The sequence below is a fragment of the Endozoicomonas sp. ALE010 genome, assembly GCF_049310165.1.
In the GTDB taxonomy this organism is placed as follows: domain Bacteria; phylum Pseudomonadota; class Gammaproteobacteria; order Pseudomonadales; family Endozoicomonadaceae; genus Endozoicomonas.
Genome location: NZ_JBLYNV010000062.1, coordinates 1 through 14,259, shown reverse-complemented (window position 1 = coordinate 14,259; position 14,259 = coordinate 1). Strand labels below are relative to the sequence as shown.

Annotated in this window: 17 protein-coding genes and 1 pseudogene; 10 read left to right on the top strand and 8 right to left on the bottom strand. The window is 46.2% G+C overall.

The features are described 5' to 3' along the window. Positions 1 to 195: 195 nt before the first annotated feature. From ACO6UY_RS19925 to ACO6UY_RS19915, 3 genes and pseudogenes are all read left to right on the top strand, one after another. Positions 196 to 1,216: pseudogene (locus tag ACO6UY_RS19925) on the top strand (virulence RhuM family protein). A 219-nt stretch (positions 1,217 to 1,435) separates the two neighbouring features. Beyond that, positions 1,436 to 2,596: an ImmA/IrrE family metallo-endopeptidase gene (locus ACO6UY_RS19920; protein ID WP_422447031.1), complete on the top strand. Its 1,161-nt coding sequence runs from the start codon at positions 1,436 to 1,438 to the stop codon at positions 2,594 to 2,596. A gap of 25 nt (positions 2,597 to 2,621) precedes the next feature. Further along, complete coding sequence (locus ACO6UY_RS19915; RefSeq protein ID WP_422490983.1) at positions 2,622 to 3,122, top strand: DUF4411 family protein; 501 nt, start codon at positions 2,622 to 2,624, stop codon at positions 3,120 to 3,122. Positions 3,123 to 3,145: 23 nt separating this feature from the next. Here ACO6UY_RS19915 and ACO6UY_RS19910 read toward each other — a convergent pair whose 3' ends face one another. Then, positions 3,146 to 3,475, bottom strand: a complete 330-nt coding sequence (locus ACO6UY_RS19910; RefSeq protein WP_422490981.1) for a hypothetical protein — start codon at positions 3,473 to 3,475, stop codon at positions 3,146 to 3,148. A 400-nt stretch (positions 3,476 to 3,875) separates the two neighbouring features. On the opposite strand from ACO6UY_RS19910, the gene ACO6UY_RS19905 reads away from it, so the two are divergent. Further along, positions 3,876 to 4,625, top strand: a complete 750-nt coding sequence (locus tag ACO6UY_RS19905) for a hypothetical protein (RefSeq protein ID WP_422490980.1) — start codon at positions 3,876 to 3,878, stop codon at positions 4,623 to 4,625. A 138-nt stretch (positions 4,626 to 4,763) separates the two neighbouring features. Continuing rightward, complete coding sequence (locus ACO6UY_RS19900) at positions 4,764 to 5,042, top strand: hypothetical protein (protein ID WP_422490978.1); 279 nt, start codon at positions 4,764 to 4,766, stop codon at positions 5,040 to 5,042. 11 nt (positions 5,043 to 5,053) lie between these two features. Here the strand turns inward: ACO6UY_RS19900 and ACO6UY_RS19895 are convergent, their stop codons facing one another. Next, complete coding sequence (locus tag ACO6UY_RS19895) at positions 5,054 to 5,299, bottom strand: type II secretion system F family protein (RefSeq protein WP_422490976.1); 246 nt, start codon at positions 5,297 to 5,299, stop codon at positions 5,054 to 5,056. A 516-nt stretch (positions 5,300 to 5,815) separates the two neighbouring features. Here ACO6UY_RS19895 and istA point away from each other — a divergent pair. Both istA and istB read left to right on the top strand, forming a co-directional pair. Next, a complete protein-coding gene (gene istA / locus ACO6UY_RS19890; protein WP_422490994.1) occupies positions 5,816 to 7,345 on the top strand; it encodes an IS21 family transposase in 1,530 nt (509 codons plus the stop codon). Positions 7,346 to 7,356: 11 nt separating this feature from the next. Next, a complete protein-coding gene (istB, locus tag ACO6UY_RS19885; protein WP_422463833.1) occupies positions 7,357 to 8,106 on the top strand; it encodes an IS21-like element helper ATPase IstB in 750 nt (249 codons plus the stop codon). A 222-nt stretch (positions 8,107 to 8,328) separates the two neighbouring features. Here istB and ACO6UY_RS19880 read toward each other — a convergent pair whose 3' ends face one another. The 6 genes from ACO6UY_RS19880 to upp form a co-directional block, all read right to left on the bottom strand. Then, positions 8,329 to 9,111 (bottom strand): 4'-phosphopantetheinyl transferase family protein, encoded by a 783-nt coding sequence (locus ACO6UY_RS19880; RefSeq protein WP_422490974.1) that lies wholly within the window; start codon positions 9,109 to 9,111, stop codon positions 8,329 to 8,331. Between the two features lie 284 nt (positions 9,112 to 9,395). Beyond that, positions 9,396 to 10,070 (bottom strand): HAD family hydrolase, encoded by a 675-nt coding sequence (locus ACO6UY_RS19875; protein WP_422490972.1) that lies wholly within the window; start codon positions 10,068 to 10,070, stop codon positions 9,396 to 9,398. 53 nt (positions 10,071 to 10,123) lie between these two features. Beyond that, positions 10,124 to 10,348: a tautomerase family protein gene (locus tag ACO6UY_RS19870; protein WP_422490970.1), complete on the bottom strand. Its 225-nt coding sequence runs from the start codon at positions 10,346 to 10,348 to the stop codon at positions 10,124 to 10,126. Positions 10,349 to 10,361: 13 nt separating this feature from the next. After that, positions 10,362 to 10,910 (bottom strand): NADPH-dependent FMN reductase, encoded by a 549-nt coding sequence (locus ACO6UY_RS19865; RefSeq protein ID WP_422490968.1) that lies wholly within the window; start codon positions 10,908 to 10,910, stop codon positions 10,362 to 10,364. Between the two features lie 44 nt (positions 10,911 to 10,954). Then, positions 10,955 to 11,914 (bottom strand): EamA family transporter, encoded by a 960-nt coding sequence (locus ACO6UY_RS19860; protein WP_422490992.1) that lies wholly within the window; start codon positions 11,912 to 11,914, stop codon positions 10,955 to 10,957. After that, the gene (upp, locus tag ACO6UY_RS19855; protein WP_422490967.1) at positions 11,871 to 12,536 is read right to left on the bottom strand and encodes a uracil phosphoribosyltransferase; all 666 of its coding nucleotides are present in this window, start codon (positions 12,534 to 12,536) and stop codon (positions 11,871 to 11,873) included. Before upp ends, ACO6UY_RS19860 begins: the two co-directional genes overlap by 44 nt. A gap of 253 nt (positions 12,537 to 12,789) precedes the next feature. On the opposite strand from upp, the gene ACO6UY_RS19850 reads away from it, so the two are divergent. The 3 genes from ACO6UY_RS19850 (at position 12,790) to ACO6UY_RS19840 (ending at position 14,185) form a co-directional block, all read left to right on the top strand. Continuing rightward, complete coding sequence (locus ACO6UY_RS19850; protein ID WP_422490965.1) at positions 12,790 to 13,176, top strand: MarR family winged helix-turn-helix transcriptional regulator; 387 nt, start codon at positions 12,790 to 12,792, stop codon at positions 13,174 to 13,176. 151 nt (positions 13,177 to 13,327) lie between these two features. Beyond that, on the top strand, positions 13,328 to 13,564 hold the full coding sequence (locus tag ACO6UY_RS19845) for a hypothetical protein (protein WP_422490964.1): 237 nt from the start codon (positions 13,328 to 13,330) through the stop codon (positions 13,562 to 13,564). 12 nt (positions 13,565 to 13,576) lie between these two features. Continuing rightward, positions 13,577 to 14,185, top strand: a complete 609-nt coding sequence (locus tag ACO6UY_RS19840; protein ID WP_422490990.1) for an AMP-binding protein — start codon at positions 13,577 to 13,579, stop codon at positions 14,183 to 14,185. The last annotated feature ends 74 nt before the right edge of the window (positions 14,186 to 14,259 follow it).

Here is a 14,259-nt window from a genome sequence, read left to right as displayed (position 1 = left end):
TGGGAATGCATAAAGTCCCTGAACTCGTTCCCACGGTCTCCGTGGGAATGCCTACTGTACTATGCGACACGGTATATTCAGATACGGAAGGCTCTAAAGCAGGGGAATGAAATCAGTAACAACTGACTACCGATATGACGTTCCAGTACGACGTACTTAAAGCAGATGCCATAGTTAAACACCGGAGAATCATGAATGGCTGATAACGACCTGATCCTTTATACCACAGACGATGGAGAGGCCCGATTTGTTCTTAAAACGCTTGAGGGGCAGGTATGGCTGAGTCAGCTTGAACTGGCCGATTTGTTTCAGTCATCCAAGCAGAATATCAGCCTGCACGTGAACAATATTCTGACAGAGGGAGAGTTGCAGGCAGAGGCAACTGTCAAGGAATACTTGACAGTTCAACAAGAAGGAACGAGAAAGGTTCAGCGCTCTGTTGTCCACTACGCTCTCCCCATGATTCTTGCTGTGGGGTACCGTGTCCGATCAATACGTGGCACCCAGTTCCGTCAATGGGCAACCCGCACTTTGGGTGAGTATATGGTGAAAGGGTTTGTTATGGATGATGAACGCCTGAAGCAACCCCGGTGGGACTATTTTGATGAGTTGCTGGAGCGTATTCGGGTCATTCGCTCTTCAGAGCTTCGTTTTTATCAGAAAGTGCGAGATTTGTTCGCTGGCGGAAGACTATCGAGCTAATGAAAAAGATACGCAACGACTGTTCTCCGAAGTTCAGAACAAACTGTTTTTTGCGGTCACGGGTCATACGGCGGCTGAGCTGATTGTTGAACGCTCGAACCCGGATCAACCCAATATGGGGCTAATGAGCTTTGCAGGTGACAGGGTCAGAAAAGCCGATGTGGTGATTGCCAAGAACTATTTGAATGCATAAGAGCTGGATCACTTGAATCGTCTGGTGTCGATGTTTTTTGATTTTGCCGAGCTGAGAGCAAAACAAAAACAGCATCTCACGCTGGCCAGCTGGCGTGATTATATCAATAATTTTATGACTTTTAATGAACAGCCATTACTGAGCAATGCAGGACAAGTCAGCCGCAAGAGTATGGAAAAAATAGCGGGTGAGCGTTATGACCAGTTCAATACTCAGCGTAATCAGGCTGAGGCTCTGGAAGCCGACAGAAAAGAAATGGAAGCTCTTGAACATCTGGAAAAGCAGTTGTTGCAAAAACGTAAGAACGATTCAGAGCGTTAAGGGTGGCCCATCAGAAACCCATGATCTTAATTTGTTAAGTCGAGAGCAATATTCTGATCGGTTGGTAAAGTATACACAGAGAGGTACATATCAGGAGGATGGGAAGGCAACCGTGGTTTTCCCTCGTTAGCTAGCTGGGGGCATTAAACCAAGCCTTCATGCTACCGATGGGTAATCCATAATGATATTATCCCCACGATTACAGAATGGACCTCAATAATGAACGAAGCCATGATCAATCCGGAGATTGTCCACTGGGCGCGAGAGCGTGCCGGGATGGCTCCTGCTGATCTGGCGGGAAAGTTAAAACAGAAGCCCGAAAAGCTGCTTGAGTGGGAACAGGGCAAAAGTCGGCCCAGTTTTTCCCAGGCTCAGAAGCTGGCAAGCCACCTCCGGATTCCTTTCGGTTATCTGTTTCTTAAAGAGCCTCCTGAAGCTCCTTTGCCCATACCTGACCTGCGTACCGTGGGCAGTCGGGTATCCCCTGAGCTGGGGCAGAATTTCCGTGATCTCCTGAATAATGTGCTGCTCAAGCAAGAGTGGTTTCGGGAGTACCAGATTGAAAACGGGAATGACAAAGTTGAGTTTATAGGCCGCTGTTCTTTGAATGACGACGCTGCCAGTGTGGCTGAGGATATCGCTCGTACGTTGGGTGTAACGGCCGCTTTACGGAAAGGTGCCCGGAACTGGGAGCAATACCTGAGCTTGCTGATTGAAAGGGCGGAAGCCGTGGGCATTCTGGTGATGCGAAGCGGCATTGTCGGCAGTAGTTCTAATAGAAAACTGTCTGTGGAAGAGTTTCGGGGGTTTGCCATCAGTGATGATTATGCCCCGCTGATCTTTATCAATGCGGCCGATGCACCTGCCGCGCGGCTGTTTACCCTGGTTCATGAACTTGCCCATTTGTGGGTGGGTAACAGTGGTATTTCTAATGTTCCGCTGGATGATTTTTCTGAACGAGGTCACCAGAGGAAGGAAGAGGCATTTTGTAATCGGGTTGCTGCTGAGTTTCTGGTGCCTGGTAAAGAGTTTGTGAATGACTGGCAGGCAAAGCGCAGCCTGGTGGAAAACTGTGCGGATTTAAAAAAGGTTTATAAGGTCAGCCCCATGGTGTTGGCACGTCGTGCCTATGATCTTGGTCTGATTCCCCGCGAGGAGTATCTGGACTTTTATCATGCTGAGCTGAAAAAGTTCCGGAATCAAAAAGGCGGTGGTGGTTCTTTTAATCTGAACCTGAAAACACGCAATGGCGTTCTTTTTTCTACGGCTGTTGTGGGGGCTGCAATGGAAGGGCGCTTGTTACTCAGGGATGCTTCCCGGCTTTTGAATATCAATAAGATCAGTACTCTCAACGATTTTGCCAAGTCTCTGAATGGATAGCCTCTTAATGTAGGGTGAGCTGTTGATGCAATACCTTTTGGACGCGAACACGTTTATCCAGGCGAAAAAACAATACTATGCTATGGACATCTGTCCCGGGTATTGGGATTGGCTTGAGCGGGAGAATGGCCTGGGCCGTATAGGCAGTATCAGTGAAGTCGCCAGAGAGTTGAAAAAGCAGGAAGACGAGTTGAGTTCCTGGGTTAAAGGACGAAATGAACCGGATTTTTTTCTGCCTGTTGATGATCAGCAGACACAGGAAATCTATACGGAAATCGCCAATTATGTCGTTCAAAACTATGAAGAGAAGCACTTTGCGCCTTTTCTCAATGTCGCTGACCCATGGCTGGTGGCCAAAGCAAAGGTAACAGGGGCGGTACTGGTTACCCATGAAGCACTGGTACCTGCAAACAGCAAGAAAGTAAAAATACCGAATATCTGCAACCAGTTTGATGTGCAGTACATGAGCACATTTACCCTGCTGAGAAGGCTTGATGCCAGGTTTTTTCTTCAACCGGCTGCTTGATATTGGCTTACAGCTTGCTCTTCTTAAAACATTGGCCCCGTACACTGACCATTAATCATCTGACCATAGCAGGTTGGATGATTCGCTGTTTTGGGCAGAATAGAGCCGTGACACACGCCGTTCACTATAGACCCAATGCATTCGTCTGCTCGGTAGACTTTGGTGCCGTAGCTGGACTGTGTCGCCCTTCTGGCAGATGAGTTCTGAATACCTCGATTCATGGTACTGACATAGAAATCCATCTGTTGCTGATATTCAGAGGCCAGACACTGTTCGTAGGCAAGAGAATCCATTTGCCCTGATGATTCTTCCTGCTGCTTCTGACAGCTTTCTTCAGCTCCATTACGTGCCATCTGGTCAAAAGCATTGTAATAGGTTTCGTATACAGCGATTTGAAGTTCTCCAACCTTCCGGGCTACGGATGTACATCCTGTAGAGGCAATGGTTAATCCGAGAATAACTATGAATGTTAGTTGACGGCTGATGTTCAAATTTGTGGCTCTGAAACAGGGGGTTTGATGATGCCGAGTGTACATTTTGAAAGCTTTTAATCCATGCGGATAATGCACTTTATTTGAGACTTGTTCAGCCGTTTTGCTGCCGAACCTTGCCATAAATCGATGTTGGTCTCGTATTTATACATTTCAGTTTTAGTCTTTGAGAATTTGCAGTCATCCCGAAGTTGGTTATTGCCAAAAATAATTCGTAATGGCAGGTTATTGGTTGCTATATGTTGCAACAAGGACGTATGTGATGACTGTTCAATTACGGTTTACGGATGAAGAAGAGTTAAATGTAGGTCAAGAACTTGAACATTCCTGCCTGCTATTGGCTGGGATTGAGACTGCTGGCAGTTTCGATGAGTTTGTGGACTGGTATCGGGAACAGGAAAGGGAGTCTGATAGTATTCGACAATCTAGATTGGGGACTATCCATCGTGGACGAGAAGACTATTTGCTTGGTAATCATTGGCTGGGAAGATTTAAGGAAGCGCAAAAAAACTACTCGACAATACTGAATCGACATAAAGAAGGTAAGACCGAACTGAGTTTTCATAGCTATTTAGCTTGGGATGGAGTGACTCGTGAGTCGATATTGATCACCAAACTTGAGTTACAGAAATACTGTTGCGAGAGAGGAATATTTCCAGAGTTTTTACTGCCTTTTCATCCTTCAGTTGTTTCTGGGCGAGTTGTTGAACAAATAGCGTCATCCACTCAGACAGCCACGGAAAATAAAACTCTGAAGTTGAGAGTGGAAGAGCTGGAAAAAGAATTGGCTCTGGCCTGCCTCTTCAGAGATTCTTCACTTCCGGCATACCAAGAAGAATTGGTTATCGCTGTTGACCTTTGGTATGAGTTTCATGGACAAGAAGTACGGAAGAAATCGCAAAAAGAGGTGATGAGAGGATATTTAAAACAGCACCATAATCACTTGAGTGGAAAGGCTGTCGATCGAATTCTAACAATGGTCAACTGGAAGATGGGGGCACCCAAAAGTTAAATTTGTTCATCTCTCTCTGACCCCTTACTGACTGGGCTATTCACCTAAGTCCGCCCCCTTCTTCAGAAAGTCCGCTCCCTGTTTGGTGGTTTCTTTCTATGGTTTTCTATCTTTGCACTCACAGCAAGGATACGGCTTATGGCAAAAAAAGTTTTTGAGCAGGACGCAATCAAACGAGGTTTTACCCCGGAGCAGGCGTCGAACTATACAGGTTTTTCAAAATCACTGATTGATCATTATCGGACAGATGGCCAGGTGAATGATATTTCTGGCCCAGCATTCATAAAAATTGGTCGTAAGGTGATCTACCTGAAAGAAAGTCTTGATGGTATGTGGCCCGTAACCGTAACAAATCTTCATAAACATCACGTAACTATCGTGTTTTTATTAAGAAATAACGAATTTCTTTTATTATGAGTCAGCTTTTCTCACACAACCAGCAACTGATTCATATTCAAAATCGGCAGCAGAATCGCCAGCACTATCAGCATGACCATGCCCCCCATAATCACCAGCATCAGCGGTTCAAACAACCCCAGCAGGGCTATTTTATTGTACATTTCCTGCTGCTGATAGTTGGCCACCCGTTCCAGCATTTGATCCAGCTCACCGGTTGCCTCACCGCTGGCCACCATATGCATCATCAGCGGCGGGAAGTAACCGGTTGCCACCATGGTGTCTGGCCTACATTTTCACTTTTATGTTGAGTTTTCTCGAAAAAAACTCAATACCGACATAGTTTTCAAGAATGCTCAAGCCTTTTGGTTCTGGATAACCCAGCATTGCCACTTCATAACAATCTCAGCGAAAGGCAGATACGAGATTACGAAACCAAAAGTGAGGATGTTCGATAGAGCAAAGTTACTTTTGCAAGCCTGAAAAAAAACGTGTCGGCAGTACGGGCTTTCATTCTTGCATATTCTGGCCCATCGTGAACACCGATTCTGGCCAACCGTGAACACTCATTCTGGCCGAGCGTGAACACCCATTCTGGTTTTACCGTGAACACTTTTTGGAATTTTCCAGAATCACTGTTCACACCCTCCAGAATCGGTGTTCACAGTGCCAGAATGAATTGTAAAACCATACGAAAAACCTCTCTTAGGCATTGATTTTACTCACATTGTGCCGCTTGCACTAATCCATGAAAAAAAGGATTCAGCGGCATGAAAAAGAAAAAGGGGTTATCAATGCGTAAATTACAGGAAATCTTTCGACTCCGGTTTGAGTGCCAGCTCAGCACCCGGCAAATATCCAGAAGCACTCGCGTCAGTGTCGGGGCGGTTAACAAATACCTTAACCGGTTTGAGGCTGTCGGCTTGTCCTGGCCACTGCCTGAGAGCATGGACGGCACGGCCCTGATCAACAAACTGGCTCCAGCACCGGTTACCTGCCCTGAGCAGAATATGGTCGACCCCGACTGGCAGGAGGTTCATAAGGAGCTGAAGTCTAAGGGGATGACCAAGCAGCTGGTGTGGGAGGAGTACTGTGAGGCCTACCCACACAATGCCTACAGTTACTCTCAGTTCTGTCACCGTTACCGGCAGTGGAATAACAAACAAAAGCGTTCCATGCGCCAGCATCACCGGGCCGGTGAGAAGCTGTTTGTTGATTACGCTGGCCTGACCGTGCCTGTGGTGAACAAGACAACCGGAGAAACCGCGCCCGCACAGATCTTCGTTGCCGTCCTGGGTGCCTCCAATTACACCTTTGCCGAGGCTTCCTGGACCCAGGGCTCTGTCGACTTTATCAGCTCTCAGGTGCGTGCCTTCAAGTTCTTTGGCGGTGTCCCTGAAATGCTGGTGCCGGATAACCTGCGCAGTGCCGTGACCAAAGCCTGCCGATACGACCCGGACATCAACCGAAGCTACCTGCACATGGCTGAACACTTTGGTTGCTCGATTATGCCGACAAGGCCTTATAAACCGAAGGATAAGGCCAAGGTAGAAGTCGGCGTCCAACTGGTGGAGCGCTGGATCCTGATGCGCCTGCGTCACCACAGATTCTTCTCCCTGTCAGAGCTGAACTGGGAAATAGGACGCTTGCTGGAAGACCTGAATAACCGGCCATTCCGGCAGCAAAAAGGCTGTCGGCGCAGTCTGTTTGATGAGCTGGACAGACCGGCCCTGATGTCATTACCCAGACAGGCCTTTGAGCACCTGGAGTTCAAGGTGGCCAGGGTCAGTATTGATTACCATATCCGGTTCAGCGACCACTTCTACTCCGTACCACACCAGCTGGTAAAAGAAGAGGTGGAAATCAGGGCCAGTCACCACACGGTCCAGATACTCTACAAAGGAAAACCGGTCACCAGCCACGTACGGCAGTATAACAGCGGTGGCTTTACCACCCGGCCTGAACACATGCCAACCCGGCACCAGAAACAGCAACAGTGGACACCCGGTCGGCTTAAGAACTGGGCACAGAAAATCGGGCCTGATGTGCTCGGATTTACCCAGCAACTGTTGGATAGCAAGCAACACCCGGAACAGGCTTACCGGGCCTGTCTCGGGCTTCTGAACATGGAGCGGGAATACGGTACCCAGCGTCTGAATGCTGCCTGCCATCGGGCCATTGCCTGTGGCGGACGACGGGTTGCCAATGTGCGTTCCATCCTGCAGTCCGGACTGGACAAGGTTCCGTTAACACCGGCGAAAGAACAGGAAACCCGTGTCACCGTCAGCCACGAGAACATTCGTGGCGCTGACTTCTTTCAATGAGGGTTAAGGGCATGATCAATCAAACCATGACCCGTTTACGTGCCCTCAGACTCAGCGGTATGGCCGATGCCCTGCAGCTTCAGCAGGAGCAGCCAGGCACCTATGAGGGGCTCAGCTTCGAAGAACGACTTGCCCTGCTGGTTGACCAGGAAGATGCCGACCGCAACAACAAGCGGTTGGCAAGGTTGCTCAGGGCTGCACGCTTCAAGCTGGCGGCCACCCTGGAAGACATTGACTACGAGCAGCCACGGGGCATCAGCAAATCGAAAATAGCGACACTGGTCACCTGTGACTGGTTGCGCCGCAAACAGAACCTGCTGCTGACCGGCCCCTGTGGTACGGGTAAAAGCTGGTTGAGCTGTGCCTTCGGGCACGGTGCCTGTCTGCGTGGTTACAGCGTTCGCTACTTCCGCACCTCCCGGTTGCTGGAAGCCATGACCATAGCACACGGCGATGGCAGTTATACGAAACAGCTCAGGCAACTGGCCAGGGTTGACCTGCTGATACTTGATGACTGGGGCCTTGAGCCCCTGATTCAGAGCCAGCGCAACGACCTGCTGGAAATCATGGATGACCGGCACAACCAGAGCTCAACCATCGTCACCAGCCAGCTGCCGGTGTCGAAATGGCACAGCAGCATAGGCGATGCCACCCTGGCCGATGCGATTCTGGATCGGTTGACCCATAACGCCCACCGGATAGAACTCAAGGGAGAATCCATGAGAAAAGCGAAAACAAAACTGGCGGACCGTGAACACTAAAGCTAGAAATTAAAGGAGGCGATGCTTAAGGGAGTGAAGGTGTTCACGATACACCAGAATGAGCGTTCATGTTCGCCAGAATACGCAATTCTGGCATTACTTAACAGACCGACTTACAGGTAGTGGAATATTCCCACGGTTGAGTCTGGTAATTGAGAATGCTGCGCGATTGTTGTCATGTGATTCATGTGCGGCCTTTTGAGTACATACCAACCGAAAACATCAACATACTGACCCTGTCACCACATAAGTATCTACTTCACCAAAAGATACATGAAATTGGGATACTCCAGTCTTTTTTAACAAGTCTGCCGACAAATCAAATTCTAACCGATGATCTATCCTGTGATAACCTGTCAACCGCGCTTCTGAGAAATCAAAAAAATGCCCAACAAGAGGGTAAAGAGCTTTATAAATAGCCTCTTTGGCACTAAACAAGGTTGTAAAGGCTGCACCTGTATCATTTGGAAAACGGGTCGTGATGATAGCAGTTTCGTTACGAGTGGCTATTACAGGAAGCAGCTGCTTACCTTCCCTGTCAGACACCTTTTTCTCAAGGTCTATCCCGATACCCTGAGCATTCTTCCAATTAGTAACAACCGCCACTGCCAAGCCTTCAGCATGAGAGATGCTACCGACTACCCCCCTTGGCCAGATCGGGCAACCGTCTTTGCCTTTAGGAATATCCAAGCAACCAGAAAACCCCATATGATACAAAGCTTGTCGGGCACAATAGCGACCTGCAAAATAATCTCTTTGTCGAGATACGGAAGCAGACTTCAGCCCCTCAGGCAGCCTTATTCCATACCTGGCCCCGGATGACTTTACCTCTTCAAAAAAGGGTACAGGTTGACAAGATAACGCCACCTCTACAGGGAACAGATTTTTCAGTAAATCAGTCCACTTTTTTTGTGTCTCGCTATCAGTATCCATTTCCGGGCAGCCTACGAAACGACTCTTTTGTTTTAAAAATATCTTCGGTGTGTTGTTTTGTACGCAGGTCATTTTCAAACTTAGTTAGCACATAATTTCATCAATATTGATGGGTAGATCTTATTAAGCGTAAACGTAACAAACTGATAAAGCCTCGCTCCATCTTTTTTGCTTATTGACACAAAGTATACGATTAAAGATGTGTAAAATGATGCGCTACTAAGGCTATGTGGAATTGATGTGACAAGATTATATTTATTTCCCATATTACATCTACTGTAGACAAGGTTTATTTAAAGTTAGCTTTTCGGATAAGGTGTGGTCTTCTGCTATCGACTTAAGAGAAGCATGTGATTTTATCGAAAATGCTCACAACAAATGTCGACTACACTGCTGAAGTCAGGAGCCATCCAAGTTGGTCTGGCCTTGTGAAGCTCTGCTTCAGAATGAATGCCGTAATTCACAGCAATAGCTTTGCATCCGAGGTTGTTTGCCATAAAGATATCATGAGTTGTATCACCCACCATCAGGGCTTGCTCTTTTTTCGCTTGAAAATAGGTCAGGATTTTTTGTCCAGATTCAGGAGCTGGTTTTTTTTCACAGACTTCATCGGCGCACACGACGACGTCAAACAAGTCTGCAATACCAGCTGCGGTCAGCAATGCATTGGCACTGCTTGAGAACTTATTAGTGGTAATAGCAAGATTGAACTGACGGCTTTTTAGGTTGAGCAATCCTTCAAAAACACCGGGAAAGAGTAATGTTTTTGCTCTGGGAAGTATTTCCTCCCGAAATTGACGTTGATATTCCTCAACACAGCCTATCACAATCGGGGTGTTTTCCGGTTGATTCAGAAGTTTGGAAAACGCTGTTTCCAAGGGTAAACCAATGGTGTCGGAAATGACTTGGTCCTCCAGAGTTGGGAGCAACATAGCCTCAAAGGTTGAATTAAACGCTGTGGCAATCGCCTGAGCTGTATCGAATAGTGTGCCATCCAGATCAAACATGATAACAGGCCGTTCTTGTGTCATAGATCACTCCTTCAGTGTCCCAATTACCCGGGCTTCAATGGGTACGGTGATGATTAATAGCGAGGTTGTTTGATCAGGTGCTGTTGTTTTACTTCGATTTCAGGCTGATATACAGCGATAGACCAGTCTTGTGGTGCTATTGCTTCCATTGCAATTGAAATCACATTGGCATCACACTGAAGCGCATCTTGGATAATGATTGTGATTGCATCAGATAACTCTTTCTTCTGTTCCTGACTGAGCTTTGCAGGAAAGTGTTTGATGGAAATATGTGGCATGGATCTCTCCTTTTTACATACCAAATGGGAATTTTTTCATTTCTTCCTTTAGTGTTGTACGGACAGAACCCAGTACTTTCGCATAGGCAGCTAAAGATTTGACGGTATACCTAGCCCGTTTGTCGAACTGTTCATCACTGACCGTTTTGTCTGACAAGAGAAGAGTTTCACAGTGACGAAAAATCAGGTGATCCGGTATAAGGCAAGCATGATTATTTTTACTGCCTGTCATCCGTATCTCGCTGATCGGATAAACACCATTTACGCTCGCTGAAACACTGGCGAGTAGTACAGGTTTATGACCCAATTCTTCTGAGGTACACAACATTAAGAAGTTCTTAAGGGCTGGCGTCACCATCCCATGCCATTCTGGTGTGATCAGTACAAAGGCGTCAGACAGTTTTAGGTCTATAGCGAGTGCTTTCCAACCACTCCATTCTTCGCTGGCATTCCAGACCCCTTCATTCCACAATGGGAAATCAAGGGTGCTCAAATCCACGACATCCACATTCTGGAACCCTTCGAGATGACCCAGGTGCTGTAAATAGGTTGCAGCTTTCAAGCTATATGATTTTTTTCGATGACTTCCCGAAATAATACTGAGTCTCATAGTTTTTTCTCTAATCGCTGTGGGGAGGTCGGTGGTGTATTCACCGGAACTGTTAATTGTTTTAATGCCTGTGGACGTGCCATATAAACAGAGATAACAATTGCAATCGATCCCATTATTTGAAGCTGAGTAAACGATTGGTCAAGGAAGACATAACCCAGCAGGCATGCTGATAGTGAGCTAAGAAACCCAAGGAAGGACAACGTCACAGGATTCAACTTTTCTATGCCGCGGAACCAGACAAAGTAACCAAATACCCCTCCCACCAAGGTTAGATAGGCATAACCAGAGATATTTAGGGTTGTAAGTACTTCGGGAATATCTTCATACCAAAGCGCAATGGGTAACAGCATCAGTCCACCAAGTGTCAATTGCCAGCCAGTGAAGCCAAGTAGAGACATGCCCTCGAGACGTCCCCAGTGTTTCGTTAATAAAATTCCTAAAGCCATGCTGCATGTACCGACTAACCCAAATAGGATTCCCAACCAATTCAGTGCAGCAGTACTATTCAGAACCAAAAGGCTTATACCAGCAACCCCCACCAAAGCAGAAAGAATATGAGTCAATCTGAGTTTGTCTTTAAAAAAGATGGCACCGAGACCCATAACAATGAGCGGTTGAATCGACATGACAAGTGCAGCTAATCCCCCGGGTAAGTAGTAAGCAGCAGCAAAAAGGCAGTAGAAGAACAGGCTGATGTTGAGTAACCCGAGCAGTGCGATTTTTCCCCACCAAACCCCTGTTGGGCGGACTTTGCAAAATAACAGCAGAATAAGCCCTGCTCCAAGTGCTCGGATCACAGATGCCAACAAGGGTAAATTGTCAGGCAATAACTCCGTTGTTACGATATAGGTGCTGCCCCAGACCATAGGTGCCAGCGCAGTCAAAGCCAAATTAACAAGAGTTTGATATTTATTCATTGTTTTGCGCTGGATAAGTTCCAAAATAGCGGTCACCAAAATCACCAATTCCAGGTCTCATAAAGGCATCTTCATTCATTGCATTTTCTACAGACGATGTGACCAAATGAATTAATGGGTGTGCGGTAAACAACCGATCCAATCCTGCCGTGGAAGTCAGGAAGTTCACAACAATGATGTTTTCAATGGCAACGCTATGTTCCAGCAATACATCAATAGCCTTGAGTAACGAACCACCGGTTGCAAGCATTGGCTCAAACAGGAAGACCGTTTGCTCAGCAACTGTTGAGGGCAAATGGCTGTAAAAGTATTTAGGCAACTTCGTGACTTTATCCCTCTGAATCAAGATCTTCCCGATAGGTTGTTCTGGAAACATTTGTTTAAACTCACGCTCCATGCTTTCGCCAGCACGAATGACGGAAACACCGCAGATGCCCTGTGATAGTATTTTTCCGTGATAAACATCGCCAATAGGTGTGGTTACTGACTGCTCTAAATAGGGCAACAATTCTGAAGCTTTTATCAATAATTGACGAATTACCTGATCACTGGAATGCCTGAAAGTATTTAAGTCAGCGTATTTGTCACGGATCCGCGTATGCAGATATGCCAAATGGGGAGTGGTGGGTAAAACATGTATTCTCTCTTGGTAATGCATAATACTTTTTTGTTTGGTGCTTGTGACCGACAAGATTAGTGGTAAAATACACTTAACTTTCTTTAAAGTATCTTTTTAAAAAGATTTTGCCGAAAAGATACTTATGAAAAACGTTTTTTACAAGTATCTTTTTAAAATAATTTAGGGAGTAACAATGCAATACGACCATGTAGATCGATTACTGGTACAGTGGCAGCAACAACGACCAGACCTTGACTGCTCGCCTATGGGGGTAGTTGGCCGATTAAGTCGAATGAGCAGAATTATCGATAAGAAAATAAACATAACATTTAAAAATCACGATCTAAGTGCGGTTGAGTTCGATATCTTGGCCACACTGAGGCGCTTCAACCAACCGATGACGCCAACCGAACTGTATCAGACATTGATGCTGTCATCTGGTGCAATGAGTACGCGCATTGAAAAGCTGGTAAAACGAGAATTAATTGAACGTACTGCCAACTCGGAAGACAGGAGAAGCTGTAGTGTTATGCTAACAGGAAAGGGTAAGGCATTGATTGATAATGCTATTGAGGACCATGTTGTCAATGAGAAAGATATTCTCGCCCCACTGACAGAGGAGCAACGTGAGCAATTGGCCAATCTACTTCGAGCCTGGTTACTGACCAACGAATCCTAACTCTTCAGCCTGAAATTCTGCATTTTTTTCTTATCTTTTCCATAGTCACCTCTCTAAAAAGTATCTTTTTAAAAAGCTTCTTGATACGATAAATCTTATAGGTGGCTTGCTCGCTCTCATGATACTAATTACAAATAGGAATTGAATTGCTATGGGTGTTTCATTAGCCGTTAGACCCCCATCTCACCTGCTTGAGTCTCAGCCGGATCTAGCTTCAGAGAATTACACGATCTTACGCCAACCATGTTTATTCACAATGCTGAAAAAACAGGCGAAAGCAAACCCTAAAAATATTGCAGTTCGTGACTCTCAAACATCTGTTGATTACGCTGCGTTTCAAGGGACGGTTTATCAGAATGCACTGCTAATCAATCAACTGATTGATTAACATGAGTCGTGTATCGGTCTCTTCTTTGACCCATCTGTAGAAATGATAACGGGAGCATGGAGTATTCTGGCATCCAATCGTGCTTATCTGCCTCTGGCACCTGAATATCCAGAGGAACGAATCCGGTATATGGTTAAAGACTCAGGTATTCGGGTAATTCTCACTCAGGCGCACCTGAAAGCCCAACTAGAATGTATTGTTCCCCGTCATATCACTGTATTGACTCTGTCTGAACTGAAAATTGCCAACGAGTGTGACCTGACACAAGTTATTGAAACTGACTTTCAGGATAAAAACCGTCTGGCCTATATCATTTATACCTCGGGTAGTTCAGGTAAGCCAAAAGGTGTAATGGTCAGCTACGCCAATATATCTAACCAAATTGCTTTTATGAAAAAACAGTTTGGTTTTGATCAGAATGACCGGATTCTTCAGAAGACCCCAGTCAGTTTTGATGCTGCACAGTGGGAGATTCTAGCTCCTGCATTTGGTAGCCAGATTGTGGTGGGATCCAAAGATTGCTACCGTGACCCTGACGCAATGATTGAAACACTAATGAACTATGAAGTTTCCGTACTTCAATGTGTTCCAACGCTACTGCAAGCTGTAGTGGTCAAGTAAAAATGGACACCTGATTAAGCCGCTTTACTGAATTCCTGTTGCTCAAAGTCCACAGGGCTCACGTAATCAAGATA

Excerpts from the sequence above, each read along its gene's own strand:
- ACO6UY_RS19920 (WP_422447031.1), top strand. The coding sequence starts at position 1,436 with ATGAACGAAGCCATGATCAATCCGGAGATTGTCCACTGGGCGCGAGAG.
- ACO6UY_RS19915 (WP_422490983.1), top strand. The coding sequence starts at position 2,622 with ATGCAATACCTTTTGGACGCGAACACGTTTATCCAGGCGAAAAAACAA.
- ACO6UY_RS19910 (WP_422490981.1), bottom strand. The coding sequence starts at position 3,475 with ATGGCACGTAATGGAGCTGAAGAAAGCTGTCAGAAGCAGCAGGAAGAA.
- ACO6UY_RS19905 (WP_422490980.1), top strand. The coding sequence starts at position 3,876 with ATGACTGTTCAATTACGGTTTACGGATGAAGAAGAGTTAAATGTAGGT.
- ACO6UY_RS19900 (WP_422490978.1), top strand. The coding sequence starts at position 4,764 with ATGGCAAAAAAAGTTTTTGAGCAGGACGCAATCAAACGAGGTTTTACC.
- ACO6UY_RS19895 (WP_422490976.1), bottom strand. The coding sequence starts at position 5,299 with ATGGTGGCAACCGGTTACTTCCCGCCGCTGATGATGCATATGGTGGCC.
- istA (WP_422490994.1), top strand. The coding sequence starts at position 5,816 with ATGCGTAAATTACAGGAAATCTTTCGACTCCGGTTTGAGTGCCAGCTC.
- istB (WP_422463833.1), top strand. The coding sequence starts at position 7,357 with ATGATCAATCAAACCATGACCCGTTTACGTGCCCTCAGACTCAGCGGT.
- ACO6UY_RS19880 (WP_422490974.1), bottom strand. The coding sequence starts at position 9,111 with ATGACCTGCGTACAAAACAACACACCGAAGATATTTTTAAAACAAAAG.
- ACO6UY_RS19875 (WP_422490972.1), bottom strand. The coding sequence starts at position 10,070 with ATGACACAAGAACGGCCTGTTATCATGTTTGATCTGGATGGCACACTA.
- ACO6UY_RS19870 (WP_422490970.1), bottom strand. The coding sequence starts at position 10,348 with ATGCCACATATTTCCATCAAACACTTTCCTGCAAAGCTCAGTCAGGAA.
- upp (WP_422490967.1), bottom strand. The coding sequence starts at position 12,536 with ATGCATTACCAAGAGAGAATACATGTTTTACCCACCACTCCCCATTTG.
- ACO6UY_RS19850 (WP_422490965.1), top strand. The coding sequence starts at position 12,790 with ATGAGCAGAATTATCGATAAGAAAATAAACATAACATTTAAAAATCAC.
- ACO6UY_RS19845 (WP_422490964.1), top strand. The coding sequence starts at position 13,328 with ATGGGTGTTTCATTAGCCGTTAGACCCCCATCTCACCTGCTTGAGTCT.